Origin of the sequence: Pseudoxanthomonas sp. F37 (assembly GCF_022965755.1) — a bacterium.
Classification (GTDB): domain Bacteria; phylum Pseudomonadota; class Gammaproteobacteria; order Xanthomonadales; family Xanthomonadaceae; genus Pseudoxanthomonas_A.
Genome location: NZ_CP095187.1, coordinates 2,750,691 through 2,776,042, shown reverse-complemented (window position 1 = coordinate 2,776,042; position 25,352 = coordinate 2,750,691). Strand labels below are relative to the sequence as shown.

22 protein-coding genes are annotated in these 25,352 nt (G+C 70.7%); 12 read left to right on the top strand and 10 right to left on the bottom strand.

All coding sequences use genetic code 11. From position 1 onward, the window contains the following. Positions 1–19 precede the first annotated feature (19 nt). The 3 genes from MUU77_RS13080 to MUU77_RS13070 all read right to left on the bottom strand — a co-directional run bounded on the left by MUU77_RS13080 (position 20) and on the right by MUU77_RS13070 (position 2,175). On the bottom strand, positions 20–526 hold the full coding sequence (locus tag MUU77_RS13080) for a hypothetical protein (protein ID WP_245087640.1): 507 nt from the start codon (positions 524–526) through the stop codon (positions 20–22). A 10-nt stretch (positions 527–536) separates the two neighbouring features. Beyond that, the gene (locus MUU77_RS13075) at positions 537–1,622 is read right to left on the bottom strand and encodes a hypothetical protein (protein ID WP_245087638.1); all 1,086 of its coding nucleotides are present in this window, start codon (positions 1,620–1,622) and stop codon (positions 537–539) included. 139 nt (positions 1,623–1,761) lie between these two features. Next, positions 1,762–2,175, bottom strand: coding sequence for a DoxX family protein (locus MUU77_RS13070; RefSeq protein ID WP_245087636.1), 414 nt, complete (start codon positions 2,173–2,175; stop codon positions 1,762–1,764). A 111-nt stretch (positions 2,176–2,286) separates the two neighbouring features. Here MUU77_RS13070 and MUU77_RS13065 point away from each other — a divergent pair, with 111 nt between their 5' ends. From MUU77_RS13065 to MUU77_RS13055, 3 genes are all read left to right on the top strand, one after another. Continuing rightward, positions 2,287–3,177 (top strand): LysR family transcriptional regulator, encoded by an 891-nt coding sequence (locus MUU77_RS13065; protein WP_245087632.1) that lies wholly within the window; start codon positions 2,287–2,289, stop codon positions 3,175–3,177. Between the two features lie 113 nt (positions 3,178–3,290). Further along, positions 3,291–4,688, top strand: a complete 1,398-nt coding sequence (locus MUU77_RS13060; RefSeq protein ID WP_245087629.1) for a DUF1800 domain-containing protein — start codon at positions 3,291–3,293, stop codon at positions 4,686–4,688. 2 nt (positions 4,689–4,690) lie between these two features. Further along, a complete protein-coding gene (locus tag MUU77_RS13055; RefSeq protein WP_245087626.1) occupies positions 4,691–5,824 on the top strand; it encodes a DUF1501 domain-containing protein in 1,134 nt (377 codons plus the stop codon). A gap of 15 nt (positions 5,825–5,839) precedes the next feature. On the opposite strand, the gene MUU77_RS13050 is transcribed toward MUU77_RS13055, so the two are convergent. Together MUU77_RS13050 and MUU77_RS13045 are read right to left on the bottom strand one after the other, a co-directional pair. Further along, entirely contained in the window at positions 5,840–9,016 is a 3,177-nt protein-coding gene (locus MUU77_RS13050) for a GGDEF domain-containing phosphodiesterase (protein ID WP_245087623.1), read from the bottom strand. Positions 9,017–9,184: 168 nt separating this feature from the next. Beyond that, on the bottom strand, positions 9,185–10,141 hold the full coding sequence (locus tag MUU77_RS13045) for an alpha/beta hydrolase (protein ID WP_245094467.1): 957 nt from the start codon (positions 10,139–10,141) through the stop codon (positions 9,185–9,187). Positions 10,142–10,355: 214 nt separating this feature from the next. Here MUU77_RS13045 and MUU77_RS13040 point away from each other — a divergent pair, with 214 nt between their 5' ends. Both MUU77_RS13040 and MUU77_RS13035 read left to right on the top strand, forming a co-directional pair. Next, on the top strand, positions 10,356–10,745 hold the full coding sequence (locus tag MUU77_RS13040) for an MAPEG family protein (protein ID WP_245087620.1): 390 nt from the start codon (positions 10,356–10,358) through the stop codon (positions 10,743–10,745). A 184-nt stretch (positions 10,746–10,929) separates the two neighbouring features. After that, positions 10,930–12,003 (top strand): hypothetical protein, encoded by a 1,074-nt coding sequence (locus MUU77_RS13035; protein WP_245094464.1) that lies wholly within the window; start codon positions 10,930–10,932, stop codon positions 12,001–12,003. A 206-nt stretch (positions 12,004–12,209) separates the two neighbouring features. On the opposite strand, the gene MUU77_RS13030 is transcribed toward MUU77_RS13035, so the two are convergent. From MUU77_RS13030 to MUU77_RS13020, 3 genes are read right to left on the bottom strand one after another with little or no spacing between them, the layout of a single operon-like run. Further along, positions 12,210–12,434, bottom strand: a complete 225-nt coding sequence (locus tag MUU77_RS13030) for an RNA-binding S4 domain-containing protein (RefSeq protein ID WP_245087617.1) — start codon at positions 12,432–12,434, stop codon at positions 12,210–12,212. A gap of 25 nt (positions 12,435–12,459) precedes the next feature. Further along, on the bottom strand, positions 12,460–13,104 hold the full coding sequence (locus MUU77_RS13025) for a hypothetical protein (RefSeq protein ID WP_245087615.1): 645 nt from the start codon (positions 13,102–13,104) through the stop codon (positions 12,460–12,462). A 25-nt stretch (positions 13,105–13,129) separates the two neighbouring features. Further along, positions 13,130–13,633 carry a sigma-70 family RNA polymerase sigma factor gene (locus tag MUU77_RS13020; RefSeq protein ID WP_245087612.1) on the bottom strand — a complete coding sequence of 168 codons (504 nt, stop codon included), beginning with the start codon at positions 13,631–13,633 and terminating at the stop codon, positions 13,130–13,132. A gap of 189 nt (positions 13,634–13,822) precedes the next feature. Between MUU77_RS13020 and MUU77_RS13015 the strand changes: the two genes are divergently transcribed. The 6 genes from MUU77_RS13015 to MUU77_RS12990 all read left to right on the top strand — a co-directional run bounded on the left by MUU77_RS13015 (position 13,823) and on the right by MUU77_RS12990 (position 22,487). Then, complete coding sequence (locus MUU77_RS13015; protein WP_245087609.1) at positions 13,823–15,733, top strand: DEAD/DEAH box helicase; 1,911 nt, start codon at positions 13,823–13,825, stop codon at positions 15,731–15,733. 134 nt (positions 15,734–15,867) lie between these two features. Next, positions 15,868–17,490, top strand: a complete 1,623-nt coding sequence (locus MUU77_RS13010) for a GGDEF domain-containing protein (RefSeq protein ID WP_245087606.1) — start codon at positions 15,868–15,870, stop codon at positions 17,488–17,490. A gap of 118 nt (positions 17,491–17,608) precedes the next feature. After that, the gene (locus MUU77_RS13005; protein WP_245087603.1) at positions 17,609–20,026 is read left to right on the top strand and encodes an EAL domain-containing protein; all 2,418 of its coding nucleotides are present in this window, start codon (positions 17,609–17,611) and stop codon (positions 20,024–20,026) included. A 64-nt stretch (positions 20,027–20,090) separates the two neighbouring features. Beyond that, positions 20,091–20,810 (top strand): pseudouridine synthase, encoded by a 720-nt coding sequence (locus tag MUU77_RS13000; RefSeq protein ID WP_245087600.1) that lies wholly within the window; start codon positions 20,091–20,093, stop codon positions 20,808–20,810. Positions 20,811–20,900: 90 nt separating this feature from the next. Continuing rightward, entirely contained in the window at positions 20,901–21,971 is a 1,071-nt protein-coding gene (locus MUU77_RS12995) for a sensor domain-containing diguanylate cyclase (protein WP_245087597.1), read from the top strand. Between the two features lie 93 nt (positions 21,972–22,064). Beyond that, positions 22,065–22,487, top strand: a complete 423-nt coding sequence (locus tag MUU77_RS12990; protein WP_245087594.1) for a universal stress protein — start codon at positions 22,065–22,067, stop codon at positions 22,485–22,487. A 10-nt stretch (positions 22,488–22,497) separates the two neighbouring features. Here MUU77_RS12990 and MUU77_RS12985 read toward each other — a convergent pair whose 3' ends face one another. Both MUU77_RS12985 and MUU77_RS12980 read right to left on the bottom strand, forming a co-directional pair. Then, complete coding sequence (locus MUU77_RS12985) at positions 22,498–23,565, bottom strand: DUF1176 domain-containing protein (RefSeq protein WP_245087592.1); 1,068 nt, start codon at positions 23,563–23,565, stop codon at positions 22,498–22,500. After that, complete coding sequence (locus MUU77_RS12980; RefSeq protein WP_245087589.1) at positions 23,562–24,509, bottom strand: DMT family transporter; 948 nt, start codon at positions 24,507–24,509, stop codon at positions 23,562–23,564. Before MUU77_RS12980 ends, MUU77_RS12985 begins: the two co-directional genes overlap by 4 nt. 101 nt (positions 24,510–24,610) lie before the next feature. Between MUU77_RS12980 and MUU77_RS12975 the strand changes: the two genes are divergently transcribed. After that, a complete protein-coding gene (locus MUU77_RS12975) occupies positions 24,611–25,255 on the top strand; it encodes a Pr6Pr family membrane protein (protein ID WP_245087587.1) in 645 nt (214 codons plus the stop codon). Positions 25,256–25,352: the final 97 nt, after the last annotated feature.

Sequence of the window (25,352 nt, the reverse complement as noted above, 5' to 3'; positions counted from 1 at the left end):
GCCACCGCGTCCGGCCGGCTCAGGTGGCAGGCTGGGCCAGCGCCGTACGTGCGCGGCGCAGCGCGCGCACCTGCAGCACCATGCCGATCAGGAACACCATCAAGGTGCCGCCCACGAGCTTCTGCAGCAGCGGATCCTGCGGCCCGGACACCAGCGGCGCGCCGATCGGCACGCGCGTCAGCGTTTCGGTGAAACCGGGAATGAAATGGAAGTACACGGTCAGGGTGAACGCCAAGGCGGAGGCGACGTGCCGCCACGATCCGGGCACGGCGTTGCGCCCCAGCAGCACGGCCGCCGCCAGCACGACCAGCGTCAGCACGGTCAGGCCATGCGCTTCGCTGAGCCTGCCGGTGCGCATCAGGAAGAAGCTGGTCAGGCAGGTCGCGACGGTGAACCAGGTATACGCCTTGCCCAGCGGGGTCGCGTAGCGGATGTCGTGGTAGCGCAGCAGCGCGTACAGGCCGCCGAACAGCGAGACCAGGCTGATGGCGGTATGCAACCAACCGAACGGCGTGACGTTGAGCATGGCATGTTCCTCAGGGGGCAGGGGCGGGCGGCTCGGGAAGCTCGAACTGCATGAGGTTCCAGCGGGTGATGTCCTCTTCCCACTCGTCGCCGGTCGCGGCGCTGAGCGGAAGGGCGAGGTTGGCGACGATCATGCGGCGCCCCTGCACGGCGCTGGCCGCAGGAAACAGCAGGCCGCGCGGTGCGCCCTGCGCGTCCACGCCGGCGAAGTCGCCGGCGCGATGGCGCACGCGACCTCGCTCGTCCAGCGCCACCAGCGTATCGATCTGGTTGGCCGACACCCACAGCAGGCCGGCGTGGAAGAGCAGGCCGTCGGCACCGTACACGCCGTCGGCCAGCACGCCGATGGCGCCGTCCGGCATCGGCTTGCGCAGCACGCGGCCGTCGCCGGCGTTGTTGATGTAGAGGATGGATTGGTCGGCGTTGAAGGCCATGCCGTTCGCGCCGAACGGCAATGCGCCGGTCGTCGCCAGCAGCGGATCGCGCGCGAACAGCTCCACCTTGCACGGACGGCAGGTCGCTGCGTTCGCGATGCGGTAGACCGCGCCCTGGAACGAGTCGGAGACGTACAGCGTGCCGGCGCGGTCGAACACCAGGCCGTTGATCGCCGGAAAACCCTGCGACCCGAACGTGATCGTGTCCTGGCTGCCATCGGGATTGTCGATGCGCCGGGCCGGCGGCGCCGCCGGCGACAGGGCCGCGAAGGCGGCGACATCCTCGACCGCGCTGTCCGCATCGAATCGTGCGGGCAGGCGCTGCAGTTTCGACGCGCCGAAGTTCAGCACGTAGACGTGGCCGTCGTGGAAGGCCACGCCGGTCAGTGGCGTGGGTCCGAAGCGGCGCTGCGCCAGCACGCGGCCGTCGGCGGCCAAGCGCAGCAGCTGGTTGTTGCGTGCCGACGCCGGTGCGCGCGCGTCGAAGGTGCCGACGTAGAGCTCGCCGGTCGCGGGGTCCACGTCCAGGCTTTCCGGATGCCGCACGTCGGCGGGCAGGGTGGCGAACGGCGCCACCGGGAGGCGACCGGTATCCGCGGCGACGGCGGGTCCGGCGATCGACAGGACGGCGATGCCGAGGGCGAGCAGAGGGCGGCGGCGCATGCGGGGACTCCGCGAAGGGGCAGGGCGCACGCTGGCATGCCGCTTCCGGGCAGGCTTGTACCCGCGTGCGGGCAAGCGCCGGACGCGCGGAACGCCGGCAGGCGCCGGCGTTCCGGGCGATGCGTGGAGCGGACCGGCGTCAGCGGTTGTCGATGCTCCAGCCGCCGGCGCCGCGGGCGGCCAGGGTGATGAAGCCGCCGGCCAGGGCGAAGTTCTTCAGGAACATGATCTGCTGGATCTGGTCGCCCAGCTGGCTGTGGAACAGCACCGCGCTGGCGATCGAGAACACCGCCAGCAGGCCGGCGACCACGCGGGTCCTGTAGCCGACGACGATGGCCAGGCCGCCCAGCACTTCCAGCGCGATGACCAGCGGCAGCAGCGCGCCGGGGACGCCGACCGATTCCATGTAGCCGGCGGTGCCGGCGTAAGCGGCCAGTTTGCCCAGGCCGGAGATGATGAAGAGGGAGGCCAGCAGGCTGCGGCCGGCGAGGTCGGCGGCGCCACGCAGGGCGGAAACGCGGGGGGTGGTCGGGGTGACGGTAACGGTGGACATGGTGGACTCCGGGAATGGGTGGGTACAGCGGGTACGGTGCGCAGGTTAGGCCGTGGCGACCCATCGCGGAAGCCTATATATTCCGATGATATCCATCGTCAGGAGCGATATATGCTCGACGCCGTCACGCTCGACCAGCTCCGCACCTTCATCGCTGCCGCCGAGCAGGGCAGCTTTTCCGCCGCGGGCCGCAAGCTGCGCCGCGCGCAGTCGGTGGTCAGCCAGACGCTGGCCAACCTTGAACTGCAGCTGGGTGTCGGCCTGTTCGACCGCAGCGCCCGCTACCCGCAACTGACCGAGGCCGGCCGACTGCTGCTGGTCGAAGCGCGCGCGGTCGCCGAACACATGGACACCTTCAAGGCGCGCGCCCGCAGCGTGGCCGAAGGACTCGAGCCCGAACTTTCGGTCGCCGTGGACGTGATGTTCCCCATGGAGGCGCTGACGCGCGCCGCCACCCACAGCCGCGCGGCGTTTCCGCACACGCCGCTGCGGTTGTACGTGGAGGTGCTGGGGGGCGTGATCCAGCCGGTGCTGGAGGGCACGTGCCGCATCGGCGTGGTGGGCTCGCTGCCGGACCTGCCCGCCGACCTGGTGGCGGAACCGCTGCTGGCGGTGCCCTTCGTCACGGTCGCGGCGCCCACGCACGCGATGGCCGCGCAGCGCGGCACCGTGCCGGTGAAGACCGCGGCCAGGCATGTGCAACTGGTGCTCACCGACCGCACGCCGCTGACGGCCGGTCGCGATTTCGCGGTGCTCTCGCCGCTCACCTGGCGCCTGGCCGACCTGGGTGCGAAGCACGCCTTCCTGCGTGCGGGCCTGGGCTGGGGCCACATGCCGCTGCACATCGTCGAAGAGGATCTCGCCGCCGGACGCCTGAAGCGCCTGCGCATCGCCGATGCGGATCCGCGCTATGCGCAGATGCCGATGCGTGCGGTATGGCGCAAGGACACGCCGCCCGGACCGGCCGGACGCGTCTTCCTGGCGCAGCTGCGCGCGGATTGATCCGGCGTGTTCATGCCGATGAAGCCACGTCGACATCGCTGACCACGCGGCGCAGCTGTCAACCCCGGCGCAGGCCGCGCGTTGCCAGGAACATCGCCCCACGGGATGGCGTGATGATCCGACGCGAAACCACCAGCGCCGCCAACCGCTTCGGCCTGGGCGCACGGCCCGGCACCCTGGCGCAGGTCGACGACCCGCGCGCGTGGCTGCTGGCGCAGCTCGATGCCCCCGCCGCGCCGCGCGCGACGCTGCCGACCAGCGCGGATTACCTGCGGCAGGAGTACGACTACCTGCGCGACCGGCGTGCCGCGCGCGAGCGCGAGGGTGACGGCCGGGGCGGCGCGGCGATGGGATTCCGCCAGCGCTTCGCACGGCTGCAGCTGGGTGAACTCGGTTGGCGCTACCGGCAGGCGGTGGCCACCGAGCATGACTTCATCGAACGGCTGGTGCGGTTCTGGTCGAACCACTTCGCCGTGTCCGCCGACAAGCGCGCCGCAGCGCTGTATGCGGCGCCGATGGAGCGCGAGGCGATCCGCCCGCACGTGACCGGCACGTTCGCCGACCTGCTGCTCGCGGTAGAACGGCATCCGGCGATGCTGCGTTACCTCGACAACGTCCGCTCGGTGGGCGAGCAGTCGCGGCTGGCCCAGCGCCAGCGGCGCCGCATGGACGACAAGGCGCCACGGCGCGCGGGTCTCAACGAAAACCTCGCACGCGAGATCCTGGAACTGCATACGCTGGGCGTGGACGGCGGTTACGTGCAGGACGATGTGCGCGAACTGGCGCGCGCCATCACCGGCTGGAGCGTGGCGTCGGCGCGCGACCTGGACGCGGACGGCGCCACGACGTTCCGCTTCCGCGCCAACGCGCATGAAGCGGGTACGCGCAGGGTGCTCGGAAAGCGCTATGCGTCCGAGGGCGAAGCGCAAGGCCGCGCCATCCTGCGCGACCTTGCGGCGCACCCGGCCACCGCGCGCCACGTCTGCGGCAAGCTGGCGCGGCATTTCGTGAGCGATACGCCACCGCGCGCCCTGGTGGAACGCATGGCGTCGGCATGGGAGCGCAGCGGCGGCGCCTTGCGCGCCGTGTACGCGGCGATGGTCGGCAGTCCCGAGGCCTGGGCCGAAGACGCCCGCAAGCTGAAGACGCCGGACGACTTCGTGGTGTCGGCCTTGCGCAGCACCGCCACGCTGCCGAGCGAACAACCGCGCGCGCTGGTGGGGTTGCTCGGCCGGCTCGGACATCCCCCCTTCACGCCGCGTTCGCCGGCCGGCTTCGCCGACGATGCGGCGGAATGGAGCGGCGCCGACGCGGTGTGGAAGCGGATCCAGGCGGCGCAGACGCTGGCCGAAAGCGCGACGGGCACGGCACCGGATCCGCTGCGGACCGCGGGCGATGTCTTCGGTCCGCACCTGGACGCAGGGACGGCGCTGGCCCTGCGCCGAGCGGAATCGCCGCGCGAAGGGCTGGCGTTGCTGTTCGCCAGTCCCGTCTTCCAGTGGAGGAGCTGATCGTGAAACTGACCCGACGCCATTTCCTTGCCGCCGGCGGTGCCGCTACCACGCTGGGCCTTTGGCCACGCCTGGCGCGCCCGGCGGAGGCGCAGGACACACGCCTGCTGGTCGTGCTGCTGCGCGGCGGCCTTGATGGCCTGCATGCCGTCACGCCGGTTGGCGATCCCGCGATCGCACGCTTGCGTGGCGGCCTGCCGGTGGAGGGCCCGCGCGCGCTCGATGCCGACTTCGCGCTGCATCCGGCCCTGGCCTTCAGCCACCAGCTCCATGCGCGGCGCGAGTGGTTGCCGGTGCTCGCGGTCGCGCCGCCGTACCGCCAGCGCTCGCACTTCGAAGCGCAGGACAACCTTGAAAGCGGCACGCCCGCCGGTGGCGGCGTGGCGACCGGCTGGCTCAACCGCTGCGTCGCCGCGCTGCCGTCCTCGCGCGCGCTGTCGGTCAGCACGGTGATGCCGCTGATCCTGCGCGGCGCGGGCGATGCGACGACGTGGTCGCCGCCGTTGCCCGAGGACGTCAATCCGATCCTGCTGCAACGCCTCCGGACGCTGTACGCCGCCGATGCGCAGCTCGCGCATCCGTTCGAACAGGCCGTCGCGGCGCAGGGCATGCAGGCCGTCGGCAACGTGGCGCGGCTGCCGCAGGCGATGGCGGCGGCGGCGCGTTTCATGGCCGCGCCGGACGGACCGCGCATCGGTTTCGTCGAGAACGCCGGCTGGGATACGCATGCGCAGCAAGGGCCCGTACTGGCGCGCAAGCTGGCCGAACTGGACCAGGGCCTGCGCCAGTTCCACGACGGCGTTGGCGCGCTGTGGTCGCGCACGGTGGTGATGGTGGTCACCGAGTTCGGGCGCACCGTCGCGGTCAACGGCACGGGCGGTACCGACCATGGCACCGGTACCGTGGCGATGCTGGCCGGCGGCGCCGTGGCGGGTGGCCGCATCGCCGGCGACTGGCCCGGGGTGGCACCGGCGCAGCTCAACGAAGGCCGTGACCTGCGCGCGACCACCGACCTGCGCAGCGTGTTCAAGGGCGTGCTCGGCGACCACCTGGGCATCGCGACGTCGACGCTGGACGCGCGGGTGTTCCCGGACAGCCAGGGCGTGCGCGCGATGGCGGGATTGCTGCGCGGCTGATGCCGCGCCGGATCGTCAGATCATCGCCTGCCGCAGCTGGCCGCGGGCGAGGGCGGTGGCCTCGTCGACTTCCATCGGACGGCCGAAGAAATAGCCCTGCATCTCGTCGCAGCGCATCTGCTGCAATGCGCTCATCTGCTCGGCCGTCTCCACCCCTTCGGCGATGGTGCGCAGGCCCATTTCGTGGGCCAGCACCAGGATCGTGCGGGCGATGGCGCGGTCGGTGCTGTCCTCCGCGGCGATGCCGTCCACGAAGCTGCGGTCGATCTTGATGACGTCCAGCGGCAGGCGCTGCAGGTAGGACATGCTGGAATAGCCGGTGCCGAAGTCGTCCAGCGCCAGGCGTACGCCGAGCTCATGCAGCGACTGCAGGATCCGCTGCGCGGCGCCCATGTCCTCCACCAGCACGCTCTCGGTCAGTTCCAGGGTCAGCGCATCGGCCGGCAGCGCGTGCCGCTGCAGGCAGTCCGCGATCCACGGCGCCAGCGTCGGCTGGCCCAGCTGGCTGGGCGACAGGTTGACCGCCATGCACAGCGTACGCAGGCCCATCGCCCGCCAGCGGGCCAGCTGCTGGCAGGCCTGTTCCAGCACGAAGTGGCCGATGTCCTCCATCAGGCCGGCGCTTTCGGCCAGCGGGATGAAGACCGAAGGCGGGACCTCGCCCCATGCCGGGTGGCGCCAGCGCGCCAGCGCCTCGAAGCCGATCAGTTGCAGGCTGTCGCCGGCCACCACGGGCTGGTATGCCAGGCGCAGCTGGCCGCGGGCCACGGCCTCGCGCAGGGCGGTGACGCGGCTCAGGCGATCGTTGGCATCCTGCTGCGCGCCGGCCGACGGCAGCCGCACCTGGTTGCGTCCGGCGCGCTTGGCCAGGTGGCGCGCGTCGTCCGCGCTGCGGAGCAGGCTCTGCAGGTCGATGCCATGTTCCGGCGCATGGGCCAGGCCGATGCTGGCGGTGACGGTGAACGAGGGGTGGGTGGAGTACAGCGCGATCGGCTGTCCCACCGCGCGCCGGATCTCTTCCGCCCAGCGGCTGAGCTGGTCGATGTCGGTATCGGCGAAGTGCACCAGGAAGCCTTCGCCGCCATACCGGTACACGCGGCCCTGTGCGCCGACCGCGCCTGAGATGCGCTGGCCCATGCGGCGCAGCACTTCGTCGCCGCCGTCGTGTCCGAACGAATCGTTGACCATGCCGAACCCGTCCAGGTCGACGATGGCCAGCCCATGCCCGGACGGCGCCTGCATGCCGATCTGCTCGGTGATCAGGGGCGCCTGCGCCGAGAATCGCGGCAGGCCGGTGGCGCTGTCCATCGCGGCCGCATCGTTGAGCCGCCGCTGCGCATCGAGCCGGCGTTCGGTTTCGGTCAGCAGCGAGCGCGCCGTTTCCGCGGCCTCGGCGGAGCGGCGCCGCGACAGGTCGAGCAGGAACAGCACGAAGGCGATCAGCAGGCCGCTGCTCAGGCCGCCGACGACGAGCGCGCGCGGCAGCGCGAACGAGGTCAGCGAGGGCGGCGCCCACAACGAGAGCTCCACCTCGTGGCCGGGCAGGGCGACGGTCTGCACGGACAGCGGCTCGCCGAACGTCTGGCCCTGTTCCACCGTCGCCATGCCCTCGGCGGTCGCGCGTACCGGGCGGTCGGAGAACACCGCCTTGTTGAGCGTCATGACGAAGCCGTCCAGCGCGATGAAGGCCTGCGTGCGCCGCCCGGCTTCGTCCACCGTCAGCCACCAGCCGCCCGGCACCGGTTGCAGCAGGCCTTCGTCGGCGACAGGCAGCGGCGGCGAAGGCGCGGCAGGCGCGTCGAACCCCGGTTCGACCCAGCGGAACTCGCCCGCATCGCCCACGCTGCGCACCACCCGGAACGCGGCGAACGCGCGGACCATGTCGGCGACATGGCGGTCGAACAGCGCTTCCGCCAGCTCGGGGCGCGCGGCCACCAGCGACGACGACAATTGCCGCAGCGCGCCGCGGCGCAGTTCCACGCCGCGCAGGAACGTGGCCGATGCGCTCGCGGTCTGGGTTTCCATCACCCGGCGCGCCATCGCATCGCGGTCCGCGCCAGCGGCCAGCCAGAACATGCCGCCCAACGCCAGCGCGGCGGCCATCGGCAACACGCCGAAGAGACGCTCGCGCAGGGAGTTCTCGCCCGCGACCGCCAGCGCCAGGCCCATCGCGACCAGCTGCGCCGTCGCGGTCAGCGAAATCTGGTAGACCGACAGGCCTTCGCGCGGATACGGCAGCTGGAACAGCAGGCCCAGCGCCGCCATGCCCGCCACCGAGGCCATCGCGATGCCCAGCCCGCGCACCAGGCCCCAGCGCACGTTCTCCCAGCGCTGCAGCGCCTGCGGCAACAGGGCCACGCCCACCCACGCGGTCAGTACGCCGTAGTCGGTATAGCCGCCGATCAGCGGCGTGCTGGCGCGGGGCAGCCATCCCAGCCGGTGCAGCAGGGCGTTGAGCGGGGTGGTGACCTGGCCCAGTGTCTGCAGCAGCGTGAGCAGCAGGGGTACCGCCACGATGGCCATCAGCAGCCAGGCGGCACGGTCGCGGTCGCGCTGGCGCAGCAGCAGGGCCAGCGCCAGCAGGGCGACGGCCAGCGTCGAGACGGGGCGCATGGGCGGATAGTCCACCCCCATCCTGCCCACCAGGCTGCCGGGCACGTGCCAGCCCACCAGGGCCAGCACCGCGAACGCCAGCACGAAGGCGATCAGTTCGGCACTGGTGTCCAGGGTCTGTCCCGCCCGCAGCGACGGCGTGTACACCAGCAGGAAGATCGCAAGCGCCGAAAGCGCGAGCGACCAGCCGATATCCGCTGGCGGGGCATGGGGCTGCAATGCGCCCAGGACCGGCTGCACGGCGAGCAGCAGGAGCGCCGCCGCCGACACGCGCATCACGAATTCGGGCCAGTACCCCCGCCACAGGCGGGCCCAGGCGATGACCGCCGCGGCCGCCAGCAGCAGGCACGTGCCCAGGCCGTGGAACTGCCACAGATGCAGGACGAACAGCAGCGACAGCAGGCCCGCCACCGCGCCGCGCACCTGGCGGTGTTCGCTGCGCCAGGTGGCGATGGCCACCAGCACGCCCACCAGCGGCACGCTCTCGTCGACGAAGTGGCCGCTGCCCATGTTCGCCAGCATGAAGCCGGCCGCCATCACCCATGCCAGCGCGGCCGCGAAACGCTGTGCCCAGTGCACGGGCCGCCATAGGTCCTGGTGTATCGCCAATGCCATCCCCTGCGGGGCCGACACCCCGTGCCCCTGTGATACCCAAATCGCCGCCGCCCCGCAAGCATGGGCGGCGCAATCGGTGAACAGGACGGGCAGAACCGGCGCGCCTTCACGCGCGCCGGCGGCGGGCGGACATCACCCCCTGACGAACGCCAGCATGTCGACGTTGAGCTTGTCCTTGTGGGTGTCGGTGATGCCGTGCGGGGCGCCCGGATAGACCACCAGCTGGCTGTCCTTCACCAGCTTGGCCGACGCGCGCGCCGCGGCGTCGATCGGCACCACCTGGTCGTCGTCGCCATGGATGATGATCGTGGGCACGTCGAACTTCTTCAGGTCCTCGGTGAAATCGGTCTCGGAGAACGCCTTGATGCTGTCGTAGGTGTTCTTGTGTCCGCCCATCATGCCCTGCAGCCACCACGCGTCGATGACACCCTGCGACGGCTTCGCGCCCGGGCGGTTGTAGCCGAAGAACGGGCCGCTGGGGATGTCCTTGAACAGCTGCGCGCGATTGGCCAGCAGGCCGGCGCGGATGCCGTCGAACACGTCGATGGGCAGGCCGCCCGGATTGGCGTCGGTCTTCAGCATCAGCGGCGGCACCGCCGAGACCAGGCCGGCCTTCTTCACCCGCTTCGTGCCATGGCGGCCGATGTAGCGCGCCACTTCGCCGCCGCCGGTGGAGAAGCCGAACATCGAGATGTCCTTCAGGTCCAGGTGTTCGATCAGCTGCGCCAGGTCATCGGCGTAGTGGTCCATGTCGTTGCCGTCCCACGGCTGGCTGGAACGCCCGTGGCCGCGACGGTCGTGCGCGATCACGCGGCAGCCGTTCGCGGCCAGGTGGTACATCTGCGACTCCCAGCTGTCGGCATTCAGGGGCCAGCCGTGGCTGAGGGTGACGACCGGGCCGTCCTTCGGGCCCCAGTCCTTGAAGTAGATCTGTACGTCGTCTTTGGTGGTGAACAGGCCCATGGCGGTTCTCTCTACGGTGGAGGAAGGGGGAGGGGGCGGCGCTGCGGCGGGGGCCGGCGGGTCGGTACGCTCGCAGGCGGACAGCGGCAGGAGGGCGGCGCCGGCAAGGGTGGCGCCCGCCAGCATCAGCTGCCGTCGTTGCAGGTCGATGTCGCGGGGGATATCCGGCATGAGGAGGATCCGGGAGGGTGGGACGGCGCCCACCTTCCCATCCCCGTTCATGCATCGATTGCACCGGCGTGCGCAGATGCGCCGCCAAGCCCGTGGCGCGTGAGCGCACGCAGGGAAACGCTGGCGCGCTGGTGCGCTAGAGTCCGCGGACCTTCATGGGAGCGCTGTCATGCCGATCGAACTGAAGATGCTGGCCTGGTCCGTGGCCCTGGGCCTGGTGCACGTGCTGCTCGGCGCGGCGCTGACCACGCACCAGCGTGGGCTGCGCTGGAACGTGGGCGCGCGCGATGCGGTGCTGCCGCCGCTCACCGGCGCGGCCGCGCGGGTGGACCGGGCGCTGCGCAACTTCCTGGAGACCTTCCCGTTCTTCGCCGCGGCCGTGCTGGCGGTCGCCGTACTGGAGCGGGGCGATGCCGGCACCGCGCTGGGCGCGCAGTGCTACTTCTGGGCGCGCCTGGCGTATGTGCCACTGTATGCGGCCGGGGTGCCGTACCTGCGCACGGGGGTGTGGGGCGTGTCGTTGTGGGGCCTGCTGCAGCTGCTGTGGGCGCTGCTGTGACCGCGCAGGACGCAGGTTCATCGCCGGGCAGGCCTGGGGCACCGGATTGACACTAGACTAGGCGTGAACCCCCTCAGACCCGTGCGCGTACGCACGGGCGTTGTGCGACCGAACGATGCTGTCCCGTCTTTCCCCCCTGACATCGGTGGTACTGCTGGCCCTGCTGGCGTTGGCCGGCTGCCGCATGGACGCCCCCGACGTGGCGCCCGACGCGTTGGCGCAGGCGCCGGTGGAGCCGCCGCAGGACACGCCCGCGCAGCAGGCCGAGCGCGGTGACGGCGCGGTCTCCAGCGGGCCCGTTCCCACCGGTGCCCGCGGCGAGGACAGGGCATTGCCGACCGATTGGCCGACCGCACGGGTCACCTCCGGCACCGCACAGGTCAGCTGCCAGGCCGACTACACCACCGAGGAGGGCGACGGCGTACCGCTGGAGTCGCTGGCCTTCTTCAGCGTGGTGGACGCGCTGTCGCCGTGCCAGAAGGGCGGCGTGCTGCGCCTGCGCTACCAGGGCAAGATCGCCGCCGATTTCACCGACCTGGTCACGCGCGTGGCCGACATCGCCGACCGCATGGGCATCCACAAGCGCATCCTGGACCTGGATTCGGCCGGCGGCCAGGTGGAGGACGCCATCCGTGCCGGCGACGCCATCGGCGCCAACGGCTGGACCATCTGGGTGCGCGAAGGCTCGATCTGCCACAGCGCGTGCGTGTTCGTGCTGGGGGCCGGCGACAACCGGATGATCTCCGGCAAGGTGGGCGTGCACCGCATCATCCGCATGAGTTCCACCGCCACCACGCGCAGCGAGCTGAACGAAGAACTGCGCGGCGTCTACGACCGGGTGAAGGACTACCTGTCGCGCAACGGCGTGGCCGTGGCGGTGGCCGACCTGATGATGACGGTGCCCAACCGCCGGCTGCGCCTGCTCGACAAGGACGAACTGCAGGAGTACGGCCTGGATGGCACCAACGCGGCGCAGGACGACCTGGACCGCCTGCAGTTGATGCGCCGTTGCGGCGAGGACTTCGTGCTGCGCCGCGACGCCTTCATGCGCAGCTTCGACAGCGAGTGCAAGACCGCCGGCACCGGGCTGGACGAAATGCAGGCCTGCGGCCTGGCGCTGCGCGAGCAGTTCCGCTTCCCCGACGCGAAATGCCCGGCCGACAGCCCGCTGTCGGAGTTCGACCGCATGGCCGATGTGGAAGCCGCACCGGAGGACGCCGCGGGTGCGTCTCCATCCGAGGCGGGCTCCGCCCCCTGAGCCGAGGCCGTGTAGCGGACGCATCACGTGGGCGATGCTTTTTCACTCGAGCGCCAGGCAAAAAGGCGCGGCGCCCGGCCTTCGTGTGAATAGTGCGGAGCTTTCGCCTCACGCGTCAGGCCAGGGCCTCGGCGCCGAGTCTTTGTGCGAGTAGCGCCGACTACGTGCGTCGCCTGGGGCGCCCTGCACGGAAGCCCGCGACCGGTTCAGCGGTCGGCGGCCAGCACCCGTATCTCGGCATCGCCGACGCGGACGATCTGGCCGGCCCGGATCTTCGCCGTCTTGCGCAGTTCCACCGCGCCATCCACCGTAACTTCGCCGCTGGCGACGATGGCCTTGCCCTGGCCGCCGCTGTCGGCCAGGCCGACCAGTTTCAGCAACTGGTTAAGTTCCACGTGGTCGCGGTCCAGGTCGAAGTCGAGGGTGTGCATGCGGGCAGTGTAAGGCAGGGCAGGCTCACTCGCGCTCGAAGCGTGCGATCTCGTCCAGCTGCGCACGTGCGCGGCGGATGCCCTGGCTTTCTTCCCAGCCGGTGGCCGTCGGTGGCCGGCGAGCGCGCCGCCAGTGGAGGACGCCCACCGTGCCCAGGAAGCCGGCGATGCCCAGCAGCAGGCTGCAGGTGATCCACGCCGGCGTGCCGGCCGCGGGATCCACAGCGCCCAAGCCAGCGAAGCCCACCACCACCAGCACCCACATGACCCACCAGGGCGCGCCGCAGACGGTCGCGTTGAGCGCATGGAAGCGCCGCAGCAAGGCGAACCGCTTCTGGATCTTCAGCACCGGCGCGGTGTAGTCCATGGTGCCGATCAGGCCCATGGTGATGAACGCCATCACCATCGTGACCACACCGAACGCATGCAGCGCGATGCCCGCGGCGAACAGGCCCGGCACATCCGTGTTGCGTCCCCAGCAGGCCACGCCCAACACCAGCAGGCCGATGCCCAGCACCGCCTGCAGCGCCTGGCCCCAGAACAGCGGCCGCACGCTGGCGCGCACCCGGTCCAGCTTGCGGTCGCGCAGCAGCTGCCACTGGATGGCTTCCTGCCGCTCCAGGCGATCGCCCAGCACCTGCCAGGCGGCTTTGAGTTCGTCGAGTTCCATGAGGAGTTTCCTGTAACGGGTGCGGTCAGAGTTCGGTGCGGACGCGTTGCTTCAGCCGGCTGATCTTGGTGGCGACATTGGTCTCGCTCAGGCCCAGCACGTCGGCCATCTCGCGGTAACTGCGGTCTTCCAGGTAGAGCAGCAGCAGGGCGCGGTCGAGCGGGGGTTGCGCGTGGATGAAGCGGTGCAGCAGGTCCACCTGCTGGCGCGCCTCGTGGTCGTGGGCATGCGGATCGGCGACCTGGCCGTGGTGGTCGCCGAAGGGCTCCGGCTGCACGCCGCGGGTCCGGCCGCGCACATACGAGATGGCCACGTTCAGCGCGATCCGGTACATCCACGTGGCGGCCGGGCGCTGCGGGTCGTAGCCGGGCCAGGCGCGCCACAGCTGGGTGGCGATCTCCTGCATCAGGTCGTCGCGGTCGTCCGGGTGCCAGGCGTAGGTGCCGGCCACCTTGGCGACGATGCCGCGATGGGCCTGCAGCAGGGCCTGGAAGCCCGCGCGGGCGTCCGTGTCCGTGGGAGAAGTCATGGCGAGCGTCGTTTCCATTCCGGCACCGGGTCGATTGTGCGGTCAGGAGGTGATTCGCCGCCGTGGCGGAAAAATCACGCCACTGCCGGCAGAATGCCGGCCCTGGTCTGCTGCAGCGCGACAGGAGCCCCCCGAAGGCGCACAATATGCGGCTCGGCGTGCGGCTCCGCGACGCCCCGGAGTCTCCGCATGTCTACCGAATCCCCCTCGTCCGCCCCCTTGCTGTTCGCCGATCTGGGCCTGTCCGCGCCGGTCATGGCCGCCGTCACCGCGGTGGGGTACGAAAGCCCGTCGCCCATCCAGGCGGCCACCATTCCCGCCATGCTGGCCGGCCGCGACGTGCTGGGCACGGCCCAGACCGGTACCGGCAAGACCGCCGCGTTCGCCCTGCCGGTGCTGTCGAACATCAGTCTGAATGCCGAGCGCCCGCAGGCGCTGGTGCTGGCGCCCACGCGCGAGCTGGCCATCCAGGTGGCCGAGGCGTTCCAGAAGTACGCGGCGAAGATCCCGGGCTTCCACGTGCTGCCGATCTATGGCGGCCAGAGCTACTACCCGCAGCTGCAGGCGCTGAAGCGCGGCGTGCATGTCGTCGTCGGCACCCCCGGCCGCGTGATCGACCACCTCGAGCGCGGTTCGCTGGACCTGTCCGGCCTGACCACGCTGGTGCTGGACGAAGCCGATGAAATGCTGCGCATGGGGTTCATCGACGATGTCGAGACCGTGCTGAAGAAGACCCCGGAAACCCGCCAGGTGGCGCTGTTCTCGGCGACCATGCCGCCGGCGATCCGGCGCATCGCGCAGACCTACCTGAAGCAGCCGGTGGAAGTCACCATCGCGGCCAAGACCACCACCTCGGCCAACATCCGCCAGCGCTACTGGTGGGTCAGCGGCATGCACAAGCTGGATGCGCTGACCCGGATCCTGGAGGTGGAGCCGTTCGACGGCATGATCGTCTTCGCCCGCACCAAGGCGGCCACCGAAGAACTGGCCGACAAGCTGCAAGCGCGCGGACTGGCGGCCGCCGCGATCAACGGCGACATGCAGCAGGCGGCGCGCGAGAAGACCATCCAGCAGCTCAAGGACGGCAAGCTGGACATCCTGGTGGCCACCGACGTGGCCGCGCGCGGCCTGGACGTGGAGCGGATCAGCCACGTGCTGAACTACGACATCCCGTACGACACCGAAAGCTATGTGCACCGCATCGGCCGCACCGGCCGTGCCGGTCGCGCGGGCGACGCCATTCTCTTCGTCACCCCGCGCGAGAAGGGCATGCTGCGCGCGATCGAGCGCGCCACCCGGCAGCCGATCGAAGAGATGCAGCTGCCCAGCGTGGAAGCGGTGAACGACCGCCGTGTCGAGAAGTTCCTGGCGCGCATCACCGATACCCTGGCCTCCGGCAAGGCAGGCGAGTTCCGCGCGCTGATCGAGCGCTACGAGCGCGAGCAGAACGTGCCGGCGGTGGACATCGCCGCCGCGCTGGCGCAGCTGGTGCAGGGCGACACCCCGTTGCTGCTGTCGCAGGAGCGCACGCCGCGCGAGGCGCGCCCGGCGCGCAGCGAGACCTACGGCAATGCGCCCCGCCGCGAGCGCGAGGAGCGCCCGCGCCGCGACGACAGCCACGGCGAGCGTCCGGCCCGCGCTTCCGACAAGCCCGAGCGTTCGAAGATCGAACGCCCCGACACCGACCGTCCGCGTGCCGACAAGCCGCCGCGCACCGACAAGCCGGAGGTGGGCATGGAGACCTACCGCATCGAAGTGGGCCACATGCACGGGGTGAAGCCGGCCAACATCGTGGGCGCCATCGCCAACGAGGCCGGGCTGGAAAGCCGCTATATCGGCCGCATCGACATCCAGCACGACCACACCACGCTGGACCTGCCCGAGGGCATGCCGCGCGAGGTGCTGATGCACCTGAAGAAGGTCTGGGTGTCCGGCCAGCAGCTGCGCATCCACAAGCCGGGCGAGGGGGGCGGTGAGGCGCCGCCGCGCCGCTTCGGCGGGCCGGGCGCCGGCAAGGGCAAGCCGCGGGGCGACAGGCCGTTCGGCGCCGGCAAGCCGGGCCCCAGGCCGCACCGCAAGGGCCCCCCGCGCGAGGGGTGACGGCCGGCCGGCGCGGGGGTGCCGGCAGGTGGCATGGAGTTTGCATTTCGTAGACGCAAGCCAGCGCACCGGGTGTCGGGAAGCGGCGACGTACCGGAGTGTTCGTGAGGGGATGGGGCAGGCAACGAGGCGCGATGGCGGGGTGGCTGATGCTGCTCTGCGCCTGGCCGTGCGTGGCCGCGGCCACGCCGCAGGCCGGCCGCGACTATCTGGTCACCGGCGCCCCCACGTCCGAACAGGCCCCACAGCGTCACTGTACGCCCGCCATGCAGGCGCAGCTGACCGAACGGGTGGAGATCCCGGCACCGCCCGGCGGCTGGTCGGGTGCGCCGCAGGCGGTCAACGTGTTCAACATCTTCGCCGGTGAAGTCCGCGTGCACCACGGCGATCGCGAAGTCTGCGGACGCATGCACGATGCACGCACGCGCGATTCCCGCTTCCGCGCGGGCGTCGGCATGGTGGTGGTGCCGCCGGCGGGCAACCGCGAGCCCATTGAGATCGCCTGGGCCACGCCGCTGAAGGCCGGCTGGATCCCCACCGTGCGGATCGGCGCGCCCAGCCCGGTCCAGCAGTTCGACACCGCGCGGCTGCTGGTGCGCACGGCCTGCATGGCCATCGCCATCGCGCTGGCGTTCATGGCGCTGATGGGTTTCTTGAGCACGCGCGACCGCGTCTTCCTGGGCTACACGCTGCTGTGCACGCTCACCGTGCTGGGCCAGGCCGTGCTCAGCGGCCTGAGCGGTTATCCGGAACCCTGGCTGCCGATCGGCGACCAGGAATCGCGCTGGCTGGTCGTGCTTTCGTGCCTGGGCCTGCCCGTGCTGCTGTACGTGTTGTGGCTGTTGACCGGTGCCGCGCGTGCATGGCGGACGGCGGGCCGCTGGCTGGCCCGCGCGACGGCGGCGTTCTGCGCCACGGCGTTGCTGGCGGTGGGGTTGCCGCAGGGTGCGCTGTCGCGGCTGGCCATGGGCATGGATGCCGGGTTCGCGGTGGGCTGCATGGCCATCCTCGTCCTGAGCCTGGCCGGCCTGCGCCGCCGCCGCGGGGACGCACTGGCCGCGATCGCCGCCGTGCTGCCGTTCCTGGCGATGACGCTCATGGACATGGCCGACAGCCGGGTCCTGATCGAATACCGGGTGGAAGCCATCCAGCTTTCGATCACGTGGTTCCTGACCGTCAGCGCCTACGTGCTGAACCTGCGCCTGGGCCAGTTGCGGCGCCAGCGCGACGAGATGCGCGCGCTGGCCGACACCGATGAACTGACCGGCCTGCCCAACCGTCGTGCCGGCCTGAAGCGCCTGGAGCAGCACATGGGCGAGGCCCGTGCCGACGGCGGACTGCTGGCGGTCGGCTTCCTCGACATCGACCTGTTCAAGCGCATCAACGATGTGCATGGCCATGCGGCCGGCGACCGCGTGCTGGTGGCCGTGGCGGCCACGCTGACCTCGGCGGTGCGCGATCCTGCCGACGTCATCCGCATGGGAGGCGAGGAATTCCTGGTGCTGCTGCCCGGGATCGGCGGGGCGACGGCGCGGGCGCGCCTCGACGCGATGCGGACCGGGGTGGGGGCCGCCGGTGCCGCCCTCGGCATCGAAGGCCTGACGGTCACCGCCAGCATCGGCCTGGCCAGCCTGGCCCCCGACGACGCCGATGCGGCTTCGCTGCTGCGGCGCGCCGACGAGGCCATGTACCGGGCCAAGCGCGCCGGCCGTGACCGGGTGGTGGATGCCGGTGCCCTGTCCGACGGCGAAGGATGAGGCGCGGCCATCGGTCCGCAGCCAGGCCCTGGGCCTCAAGTGCGGCGCGGGCGGGCCGTTGAACGACGGTGGAGCCCTGCGGAGGCCTGGCCTCCGCAGGGACCGACAGGAGCCATTTGTGACGCATACGGACGCCGCCACGACCGACGCAGCCGGGCAACCGCCGGACGACCGCAGCCTGCGGAGGCTGCCGGCCCGCGTGGCGGCGCTCATCGCCCTGTCGGCGCTGGGGGCACTGCTGATCGCCGCGATATTGGAGACGCAGGCGGGCGCTACGGCCTACATCGTGGGCGAGGGCCACTGGTCCAAGGCGCAACAGCGTGCCGTGCACAGCCTTTACCGCTATGCCGGCCACGGCGACCCGGCGGACCTGGCCGACGCACGGGCGGCGCTGCGCGTTCCGCTGGGCGACCGGGCCGGCCGCCAGGCCCTGGAGCGCCAGCCGGTGGACCTCGCGATGGCGCGCGCGGGATTCCTGCAGGGCGGCAATGCGCCGCAGGACATCGAGCGCCTGGTCTGGATGTACCGCCTGCTGCACGATGCCCCGTACTTCCGCGAATCGGTGCGCCTGTGGCGGGAGGCCGAGGCCGAGATCGACCAGTTGGTCGTGCTGGCCGATACGCTGGAAGCCCATCGGGCGCGGCGCGTGCCCGATGAGGCCAGCGTGCTCGCCTACAAGCGGCAGCTCACCGCCATCGATGCGCGCCTGCGGCCGAAGGAACTGGCCTTCTCGCGCTCGCTGGCCGAGGGCGCGCACTTCCTGCGGCGCATGCTGCTGGCGCTCAGTGCGGCAGCCTTCGTCCTGCTGTGTGCTTACGCCCTGCATGTGATGCGCAGCACCCTGAGGCGCGTGCGCGACACGGAAAGCGAGTTCCGTCTGGCCTTCCACCAGTCGATGGTCGGCATGCTCAAGCTGGATCGCCATGGACGCTTCACCCAGGCCAACGAAGCGCTGGCGCGGATCCTCGGCATGTCGCTGCCTGAGCTGCGGACGCAGCGTCTGGCCGATGTGCTCCACGCTGACGACCTGCCCGTGGACGAGCGCGGCGCCATCGACTGGGTGCGGTTGCAGGAACCGGGCGAACGCCGCCTGCTGCGCCGCGATGGCACGGTGCGCTGGGTGCGCTGGAGCGCCTCGCTGGTCGGCGCGCGCGGTGGACGCGGCGAGCAGCTGTTCGCGCTGGCCGAGGACGTATCGGAAGCGCACGAACTGGCCTGCGAGATCGCCCACCAGGCCAGCCATGATGAGCTCACCGGCCTGATCAACCGCCGCGAGATCGCGCGCAGGCTGGACGGCGCGCTGGAAACCGCACGAGGCGGCGGCCAGCGGCATGCGCTGTGCTTCGTCGACCTGGACCAGTTCAAGCTGGTCAACGACACCTGCGGTCACGAGGCCGGCGACCGTTACCTGTGCCATTTCGCCGCCCGCCTGGCGGCGCAGCTGCGCCGCGGGGACTGGCTGGGCCGGTTGGGGGGCGACGAATTCGCCGTGCTGCTGCACGACACCACGCTGGACGAAGCGGAAACCGCGATGGTGCGCGTGCATGCGGCATTGGCCGAACAGGCATTCCGGTGGAACGGGCGCGGGTTCGGCCTGAACTGCTGCGTCGGCGTTGTCGAGATCAACGACCAGGCGATCGATGCCGACGGGCTGCTGAGGGCGGCCGATGCCGCGTGCTACGTGGCCAAGGACGAGGGACGCAACCGCATCCGCTGCTACCGCGATGCGGACCCCGGCCTGGCGCGTCGCCGCCAAGACCTGGAATGGGTGGCGCACACGCAGCTGGCGATCGCCGAAGACCGGCTGGTGCTGTACGCGCAACGGATCGTGCCGCTCGAGGGTCCGCCGCACCTGCAGTACGAGGTGCTGGTCCGCCTGCGCGACCGCGAGGGGGGACTGCATGCGCCGGGCGTGTTCCTGCCGGCCATGGAACGTTACGGCCAGGGCATGGCGGTCGACCGTTTCGTCCTGATGGCCGTGTGCCGGCATTTCTCGCGCAATCCGGGCCGGCCGACCAGCGTGGAGCTCTGCCACGTCAACGTCTCCGCCCAATCCGTCGCGGACCCGGCCTTCCTGGAGTATGCAGGCGCGCTGCTGGACCGCCATCCCGGCGTGGCGGCACGGCTGTGCTTCGAGATCACCGAAACCGCGGTGATCGCCAACCTCGACGACGCCTGCCGCTTCATCGAGGCCATGCGGGTCCGCGGGTGCCGGATCGCGCTGGATGATTTCGGCAGCGGCCTGTCCTCGTTCGCTTATCTGAAGCGGCTGCCGGTGGACATCCTGAAGATCGATGGCGCGTTCGTCCGCGACCTGGCACACGGCGGATCGGACCTGGCGCTGGTGCGTTCGATGAGCCAGATGGGGCAGGCACTGGGCAAGGTCACCATCGCCGAGTGGGTGGAGAGCGAAGGGGTGATGGCCCAGCTGCGCGAGGTGGGTATCGGCTGCGTGCAGGGCTACGCGGTGCATGTACCATGCCCACTGGACGAACTGGTCGGCGCGTGGGACAGCGCCTGCACCGGCCCGGTCTGATGCCGGCCACGGCCACGGCCACGGCCACGGCCACGGCGCCGCGGCGATGCCGGATAATGGCGGCATGACCACCCGCCTGAACAAGTTCATCGCCGAAACCGGCTTCTGCTCACGCCGCGAAGCCGACCGCCTGCTGGCCGAGCGGCGCGTCACCGTCAACGGCACGATCGCCGGCACCGGCGCGGTGGTGGGCGAGGGCGACGAGGTCCTGGTCGACGGCCAGCCACTGAAGATGCGCGCGGTGAAGGCCGGCAAGCGCCGGCATGTGTACATCGCCCTGAACAAACCCGTCGGCATCACCTGCACCACCGAGTCCTCGGTGAAGGACAACATCGTCGACTTCATCGGCCACGAGCAGCGCATCTTCCCGATCGGGCGGCTGGACAAGGATTCGGAAGGCCTGATCCTGCTGACCAGCAATGGCGACATCGTCAACCAGATCCTGCGCGCCGAGAACCGCCACGAGAAGGAATACCTGGTGGCGGTGAACAAGCCCGTCACCGACGAATTCCTGCGTGGGATGGCGCGCGGCGTGCGCGTGCACGGGCAGATGACGCTGCCGTGCAGGACCAGCCGCATCGCCAAGTTCGGCTTCCGCATCACCCTGACCCAGGGCCTGAACCGGCAGATCCGCCTGATGGCCGCGGCGTTCGACTACCGCGTCACCCAGCTGCGGCGCGTACGCATAGACAACGTGAAGCTGGGCGACCTGAAGCTGGGCCGCTGGCGCAACCTCACCGACCAGGAACTGCGCGGCCTGCTGCCGCAGCAGGAAAGCTGGTGACGCGATAGCGTGACCGGGGTCGCGGCGCGGCGTGCGCCTGCGGGGCGGGATGGCGGCATACTGCGCGCATCCCGTCCTGCTGCCGTTGGCATGAGCCCACCGCCCAAGCCCGACAACGAAGAAGCACGCCTGGCGGCCCTGCGCAGCTTCGACATCCTGGACAGCGCGCCGCAGCAGGGCTTCGACGATCTGGTCCGCATCGCGGCCGGCATCTGCGGCGTGCCGATGGCGGCGGTCACGCTGATCGATCGCGACCGCCAGTGGTTCAAGGCGCAGGTGGGGATCGAGCACCCCGATCCGTCGCGCGAATCGTCGTTCTGCGCCCATGCGATCCTGACGCCGGATGCCACCCTGGTGGTGCCCGACGCCACCCGCGACGTACGCTTCGCCGACAACCCCCTGGTCACCGCGGACAACGGAATCCGCTTCTATGCCGGGGCTCCCCTGCTCACGCGCGACGGCTTTGCGCTGGGGGCATTGTGCGTGGTCGACGACCAGCCGCGCGACCTCGCGCCGTTCCAGCGCGAGGCGCTGGAGGCGTTGTCGCGCCAGGTCACCCAATTGCTCGAACTGCGTCGCGTCAGCCGCGAGCTGGGGCACCAGCTGCGCGAACGCGCCTGGTACGAGCAGCAGATGCGGCTCTACCAGGAACAGTTGGAACAGCAGAACGCCGACCTGTCCGAGCAGACCCGGACCGATCCGCTGACCGGGCTGCCCAACCGCCGGGCGTTCGCCGCCGCGCTGGAGAGTGCGATGACGAGAATCGCCGGGACCGGGGGACCGCTCGCGGTCGCAGTGCTGGACGTGGACCACTTCAAGACGATCAACGACGTCCACGGACACGACGAAGGCGACCGGGTGCTGGTGGCGCTGGCCGACATGCTGAGGTCGCAGGCGGCGGGGCGCGGTCTGGCCGCGCGCCACGGCGGGGAGGAGTTCGTCATCCTGATGCCCGGCGCCACGCGGGAGGAAGCCCGCCTGCAGTGCGAGTTCATGCGCCAGAGCGTGGGCCTGCTGCCGATCGGCCTGCCGGTCTCGGTCAGCATCGGCGTGGCGTCGCACCGGCGCGGGGACACCGCGGAGGCCCTGTTCCGCCGTGCCGACCAGGCCCTGTACGAGGCCAAGCGCAGCGGGCGCGACCGGGTGGCCGCCGCGGACTGAGTTGATCGCGATCAATGCGCGCTGCGGCGCATTGACGCATGCTGTTCACATGGGCGGCGCATCGGGCGGCCGCCATGCACGGGAAGCACGACGATGAAGATCCTGTTGGCGGTGGATGGAAGCGAGATCGGTCTGGCTGCGGTCCGCCATCTGGTGGAACTCAGCAAGTCGCTGGCGCAAACGCCGGCCGTGACCCTGCTGTACGTCGATCCGCCGTTGCTGCGCTCGGTGGCGCTGGAACTGGGCAGCGATGGCGTGGAGCGCTACCACGCCGAGAACGGCGCCTATGCCATGAAGAAGGCGCGCACGGTGCTGAAACGCGCGCAGATCCCGTTCGCCGAAAAGGTCGTGGTGGGCGAGCCGGCCGAAAGCATCGTCAAGCAGGCCAAGTCGGGCAAGGCGGAACTGATCGTGATGGGTACGCACGGCCGGGGCGCGCTGAAGCAGCTGCTGGTCGGCTCGGTGGCGCTGAAGGTCATCGCGACCAGTCCGGTGCCGGTGGTCGTCGCGCGCTGATCGGCGCGGCTCAATCGCCGCGGGTACGCCACAGGATGGGCCAGTCGCCGGGGTTTCCGCCGCGGCACCGCCCCAGGCTGTTGTAGCGCTGCAGGCGGAAGTCCTGGCCGTCGAATGCCCAGGCAGCGCTTTCGCCACAGTCGGCAAGCCCACGCCCCTTGGCGAAGTGCGACAGCTGGCCCTGTCCGAACCCGACGCTGGTGAACGCCTCGATCACCCGCGGCGCGCCCTCGTCCTGCACGGGTACCGTCAAGCGGATGCGGCGCGGCGCGCCGGTGCCATCGCGGCGCACGCGGAACAGCAGGCTGGAGGACTGGTAGGCGCCGCGCCAGCACTCCAGCGCGACCAGCGCCTCATCCTCGTCCAGGGCGTGCGCTTCGTCGTAGGCGGTGCCGGATTCGACGAAGCAGTCCTCGCGCCGTGTTTCATCCGCCGCCTGCAGGCGCACCCGCGCCACCAGGCGGCGTGCCTGGGCTTCGTCCAGCGGTGCCGCCACCACGGCGCGGGTCGGCGGCGGCGCGGCAGGCGCCGCAGGCACGCGCGCGGCCGGCAGCGGACCGCGCCTGAGCAGGGCGGTCATGGTGCCCAGCCTTCCCTGGGTTTCGTCGATCAGCAGCAGGGCCGCGGACAGGCCGGCGAGCGACGCCGTGGGAGCGTCCTCGTCCATGCCTGCACGCAACTGCGTGCCATTGCGGACCGCATCGAGGAAGGCGCGCACCTGCGCAGCATCGCGCCCGATGGACTGCACCCCGTCCTCGGTGCTCGTTGCAGGCCGCAGCAGGGCCGCGGCGGCGAACGGCTGACCGTCCAGGCGCAGGTCGCGTGCGGCTACCGGCGTTTCCGATTCCAGCGAAAGCACCGGTTCGCCCGCGGGACCCGCGTCGACCACCAGCCGCAGGATGAGCTGCGGATACGCATCTTGCATGCCGATCGCTTCGCAGCGTGCGGTATTGTCGCAGGCCACCACGCAGTCCTTGATCTCGCGGTATACCGGCGTGGCCGCCGAGGCGGCGGGCGCCATCGCCAGCGCGAGGAGGGCCGCGCCGAAGGCCAGGGTGGGGGAACGCAGGTTCTTCATTCGACGATGTTCTTGGCTTCCGATGTGCCCAGCACTTCCGGATGCTCGATGCGTTTCGGGCGCTGCGTCAGCGGATGCAGGAACACCGCCGCCAGGATGATGCCAACGCCCAGGTAGAACAGCGGCGTGAGCTCCCGCTGCTCGCCCAGCAGCACGATGGCCAGCACGATGGCGTAGACGGGCTCCAGATTGGTGACCAGCTGCACGCCGTAAGCGCTCAGGTGCTTCAGCGCCACCAGCGACAGGGCGAACGGCAGCAGCGTGCAGGCCAGCGACAGCACGACCAGCAGCACGCCGTCCTTCAACCCCGGCAGCACGAACAGGTCGCCGGCGAAGGCCGGGAACAGCACCGGCATCAGCGGCGCCAGCGCGGTCAGCAGCAGGGTGCCGGCGCCCAGTTCCAGGCCGGTGATGGTCAGCGGCTCGCCATGGTCGATCAGGCGCTTGTTGAGCGGGCCGAACAGCGCCACCAGCAACGCCGACAGCGCGCCGACCAGCACGCCCAGCCGCATGCCGTCGGGAATGCCGCCCACCACCAGCGCCACGCCGGGCAACACCGCGATGCCGAACAGCAACTCCCGCCACGAGAACGGACGGCGCGTCAGCCAGGGCTCGATCACCGAAGTGAACGCCGGCGCCAGGGCGATGCAGGTCACCGCGACCGAGGCATTGGACAGCTTGATGGCGCCGTAGAAGGTCAGCCAGTGCAGGGCGACGATCAGGCCGATGCCGCAGTACGCCAGCACCAGTTTCACCGGCATCGCGCGCAGGCCGCGCCAGACGCGTGGCAGCAGCGCCAGCGCGGCGACCACGATCAGCATGCGCCACCACACCAGCGGCAACGCGGACAGGCTGATCAGCTTGCCCAGGATGGGGGTGAAGCCCCACAGCAGCACGCACAGGTGGATCTGCAGCTGGGCCTTGGCGGTGGGAGTCATGGACATGCGCGCATTGTCGCCGAAGCGCTGCGTGGCTGGCGACCGGACCCCTCCCGACCGGCGTCCGGCCGTGGCAAGCTGGCAGGACCGGGGACCGAGGATGTCCAATGCCGCCCGCACCGCGTGCCGTCCCATCCCGCGTCTGCGCCGCACTCGTGGGCCTGCTGTCGCTGGCCGCGCTGGTCCTGCAGTACGTGCTGATCCTGCAGCTGACCCGCGACAACGTCGGCATGATGCTGGGCACCGTGCGGTTCTTCAGCTACTTCACCATCCTCAGCAACATCGCGGTGATGCTGGTCGCGTGCACGGCAGCGGCGGGGTGGCCGGGATGCTTCGCGCAGGCCCGCGTGCGCGGCGCAGTCGCGCTCTACATCGGCGTCACCGGCAGCATCTATTTCGTCATCCTGCGCCACCTGTGGCAGCCGCAGGGCGCGCAATGGTGGGCCGATACCGGCCTGCACTATGCGGTGCCGCTGGTGTATGGGGCGTGGTGGCTGGTCTGCACACCGCATGGAACGCTGCGCTGGCGCGACGTCGCGGGGTGGCTGCTGTTCCCGCTGGGTTACGTCGTCTGGGTGTTCCTGCGCGGCGCGTGGGTGGGCGAGTACCCGTACCCCTTCATCGACGTGCGCCAGCTGGGCTGGGCGCGGGTCGGTGTCAACGCGCTGGGTGTGATGGGTATCTTCGTCGCGCTGGGATGGGTTGTCGTGGGGCTGGACCGTGTCCTTGGTCGGCGTAGAAGTCCCCTGTAGGAGCGATGTCAGTCGCGACCGCGAACCTACCGGTCACGAAAGGCTTTGCCGCTTACAGCGCCTAGAGTCGCCGGCTGCCCTGGCGGGCCCGGTGTAC

Bases quoted from the DNA above. Each gene is read 5' to 3' on its own strand.
- MUU77_RS12985 (WP_245087592.1), bottom strand. From the start codon at position 23,565: ATGAAGAACCTGCGTTCCCCCACCCTGGCCTTCGGCGCGGCCCTCCTC.
- MUU77_RS12980 (WP_245087589.1), bottom strand. From the start codon at position 24,509: ATGTCCATGACTCCCACCGCCAAGGCCCAGCTGCAGATCCACCTGTGC.
- MUU77_RS12990 (WP_245087594.1), top strand. From the start codon at position 22,065: ATGAAGATCCTGTTGGCGGTGGATGGAAGCGAGATCGGTCTGGCTGCG.
- MUU77_RS13065 (WP_245087632.1), top strand. From the start codon at position 2,287: ATGCTCGACGCCGTCACGCTCGACCAGCTCCGCACCTTCATCGCTGCC.
- MUU77_RS13010 (WP_245087606.1), top strand. From the start codon at position 15,868: ATGGCGGGGTGGCTGATGCTGCTCTGCGCCTGGCCGTGCGTGGCCGCG.
- MUU77_RS13040 (WP_245087620.1), top strand. From the start codon at position 10,356: ATGCCGATCGAACTGAAGATGCTGGCCTGGTCCGTGGCCCTGGGCCTG.
- MUU77_RS13035 (WP_245094464.1), top strand. From the start codon at position 10,930: ATGGACGCCCCCGACGTGGCGCCCGACGCGTTGGCGCAGGCGCCGGTG.
- MUU77_RS12975 (WP_245087587.1), top strand. From the start codon at position 24,611: ATGCCGCCCGCACCGCGTGCCGTCCCATCCCGCGTCTGCGCCGCACTC.
- MUU77_RS13015 (WP_245087609.1), top strand. From the start codon at position 13,823: ATGTCTACCGAATCCCCCTCGTCCGCCCCCTTGCTGTTCGCCGATCTG.
- MUU77_RS13020 (WP_245087612.1), bottom strand. From the start codon at position 13,633: ATGACTTCTCCCACGGACACGGACGCCCGCGCGGGCTTCCAGGCCCTG.
- MUU77_RS13045 (WP_245094467.1), bottom strand. From the start codon at position 10,141: ATGCTGGCGGGCGCCACCCTTGCCGGCGCCGCCCTCCTGCCGCTGTCC.
- MUU77_RS13060 (WP_245087629.1), top strand. From the start codon at position 3,291: ATGATCCGACGCGAAACCACCAGCGCCGCCAACCGCTTCGGCCTGGGC.
- MUU77_RS12995 (WP_245087597.1), top strand. From the start codon at position 20,901: ATGAGCCCACCGCCCAAGCCCGACAACGAAGAAGCACGCCTGGCGGCC.
- MUU77_RS13070 (WP_245087636.1), bottom strand. From the start codon at position 2,175: ATGTCCACCGTTACCGTCACCCCGACCACCCCCCGCGTTTCCGCCCTG.
- MUU77_RS13075 (WP_245087638.1), bottom strand. From the start codon at position 1,622: ATGCGCCGCCGCCCTCTGCTCGCCCTCGGCATCGCCGTCCTGTCGATC.
- MUU77_RS13080 (WP_245087640.1), bottom strand. From the start codon at position 526: ATGCTCAACGTCACGCCGTTCGGTTGGTTGCATACCGCCATCAGCCTG.
- MUU77_RS13025 (WP_245087615.1), bottom strand. From the start codon at position 13,104: ATGGAACTCGACGAACTCAAAGCCGCCTGGCAGGTGCTGGGCGATCGC.
- MUU77_RS13030 (WP_245087617.1), bottom strand. From the start codon at position 12,434: ATGCACACCCTCGACTTCGACCTGGACCGCGACCACGTGGAACTTAAC.
- MUU77_RS13000 (WP_245087600.1), top strand. From the start codon at position 20,091: ATGACCACCCGCCTGAACAAGTTCATCGCCGAAACCGGCTTCTGCTCA.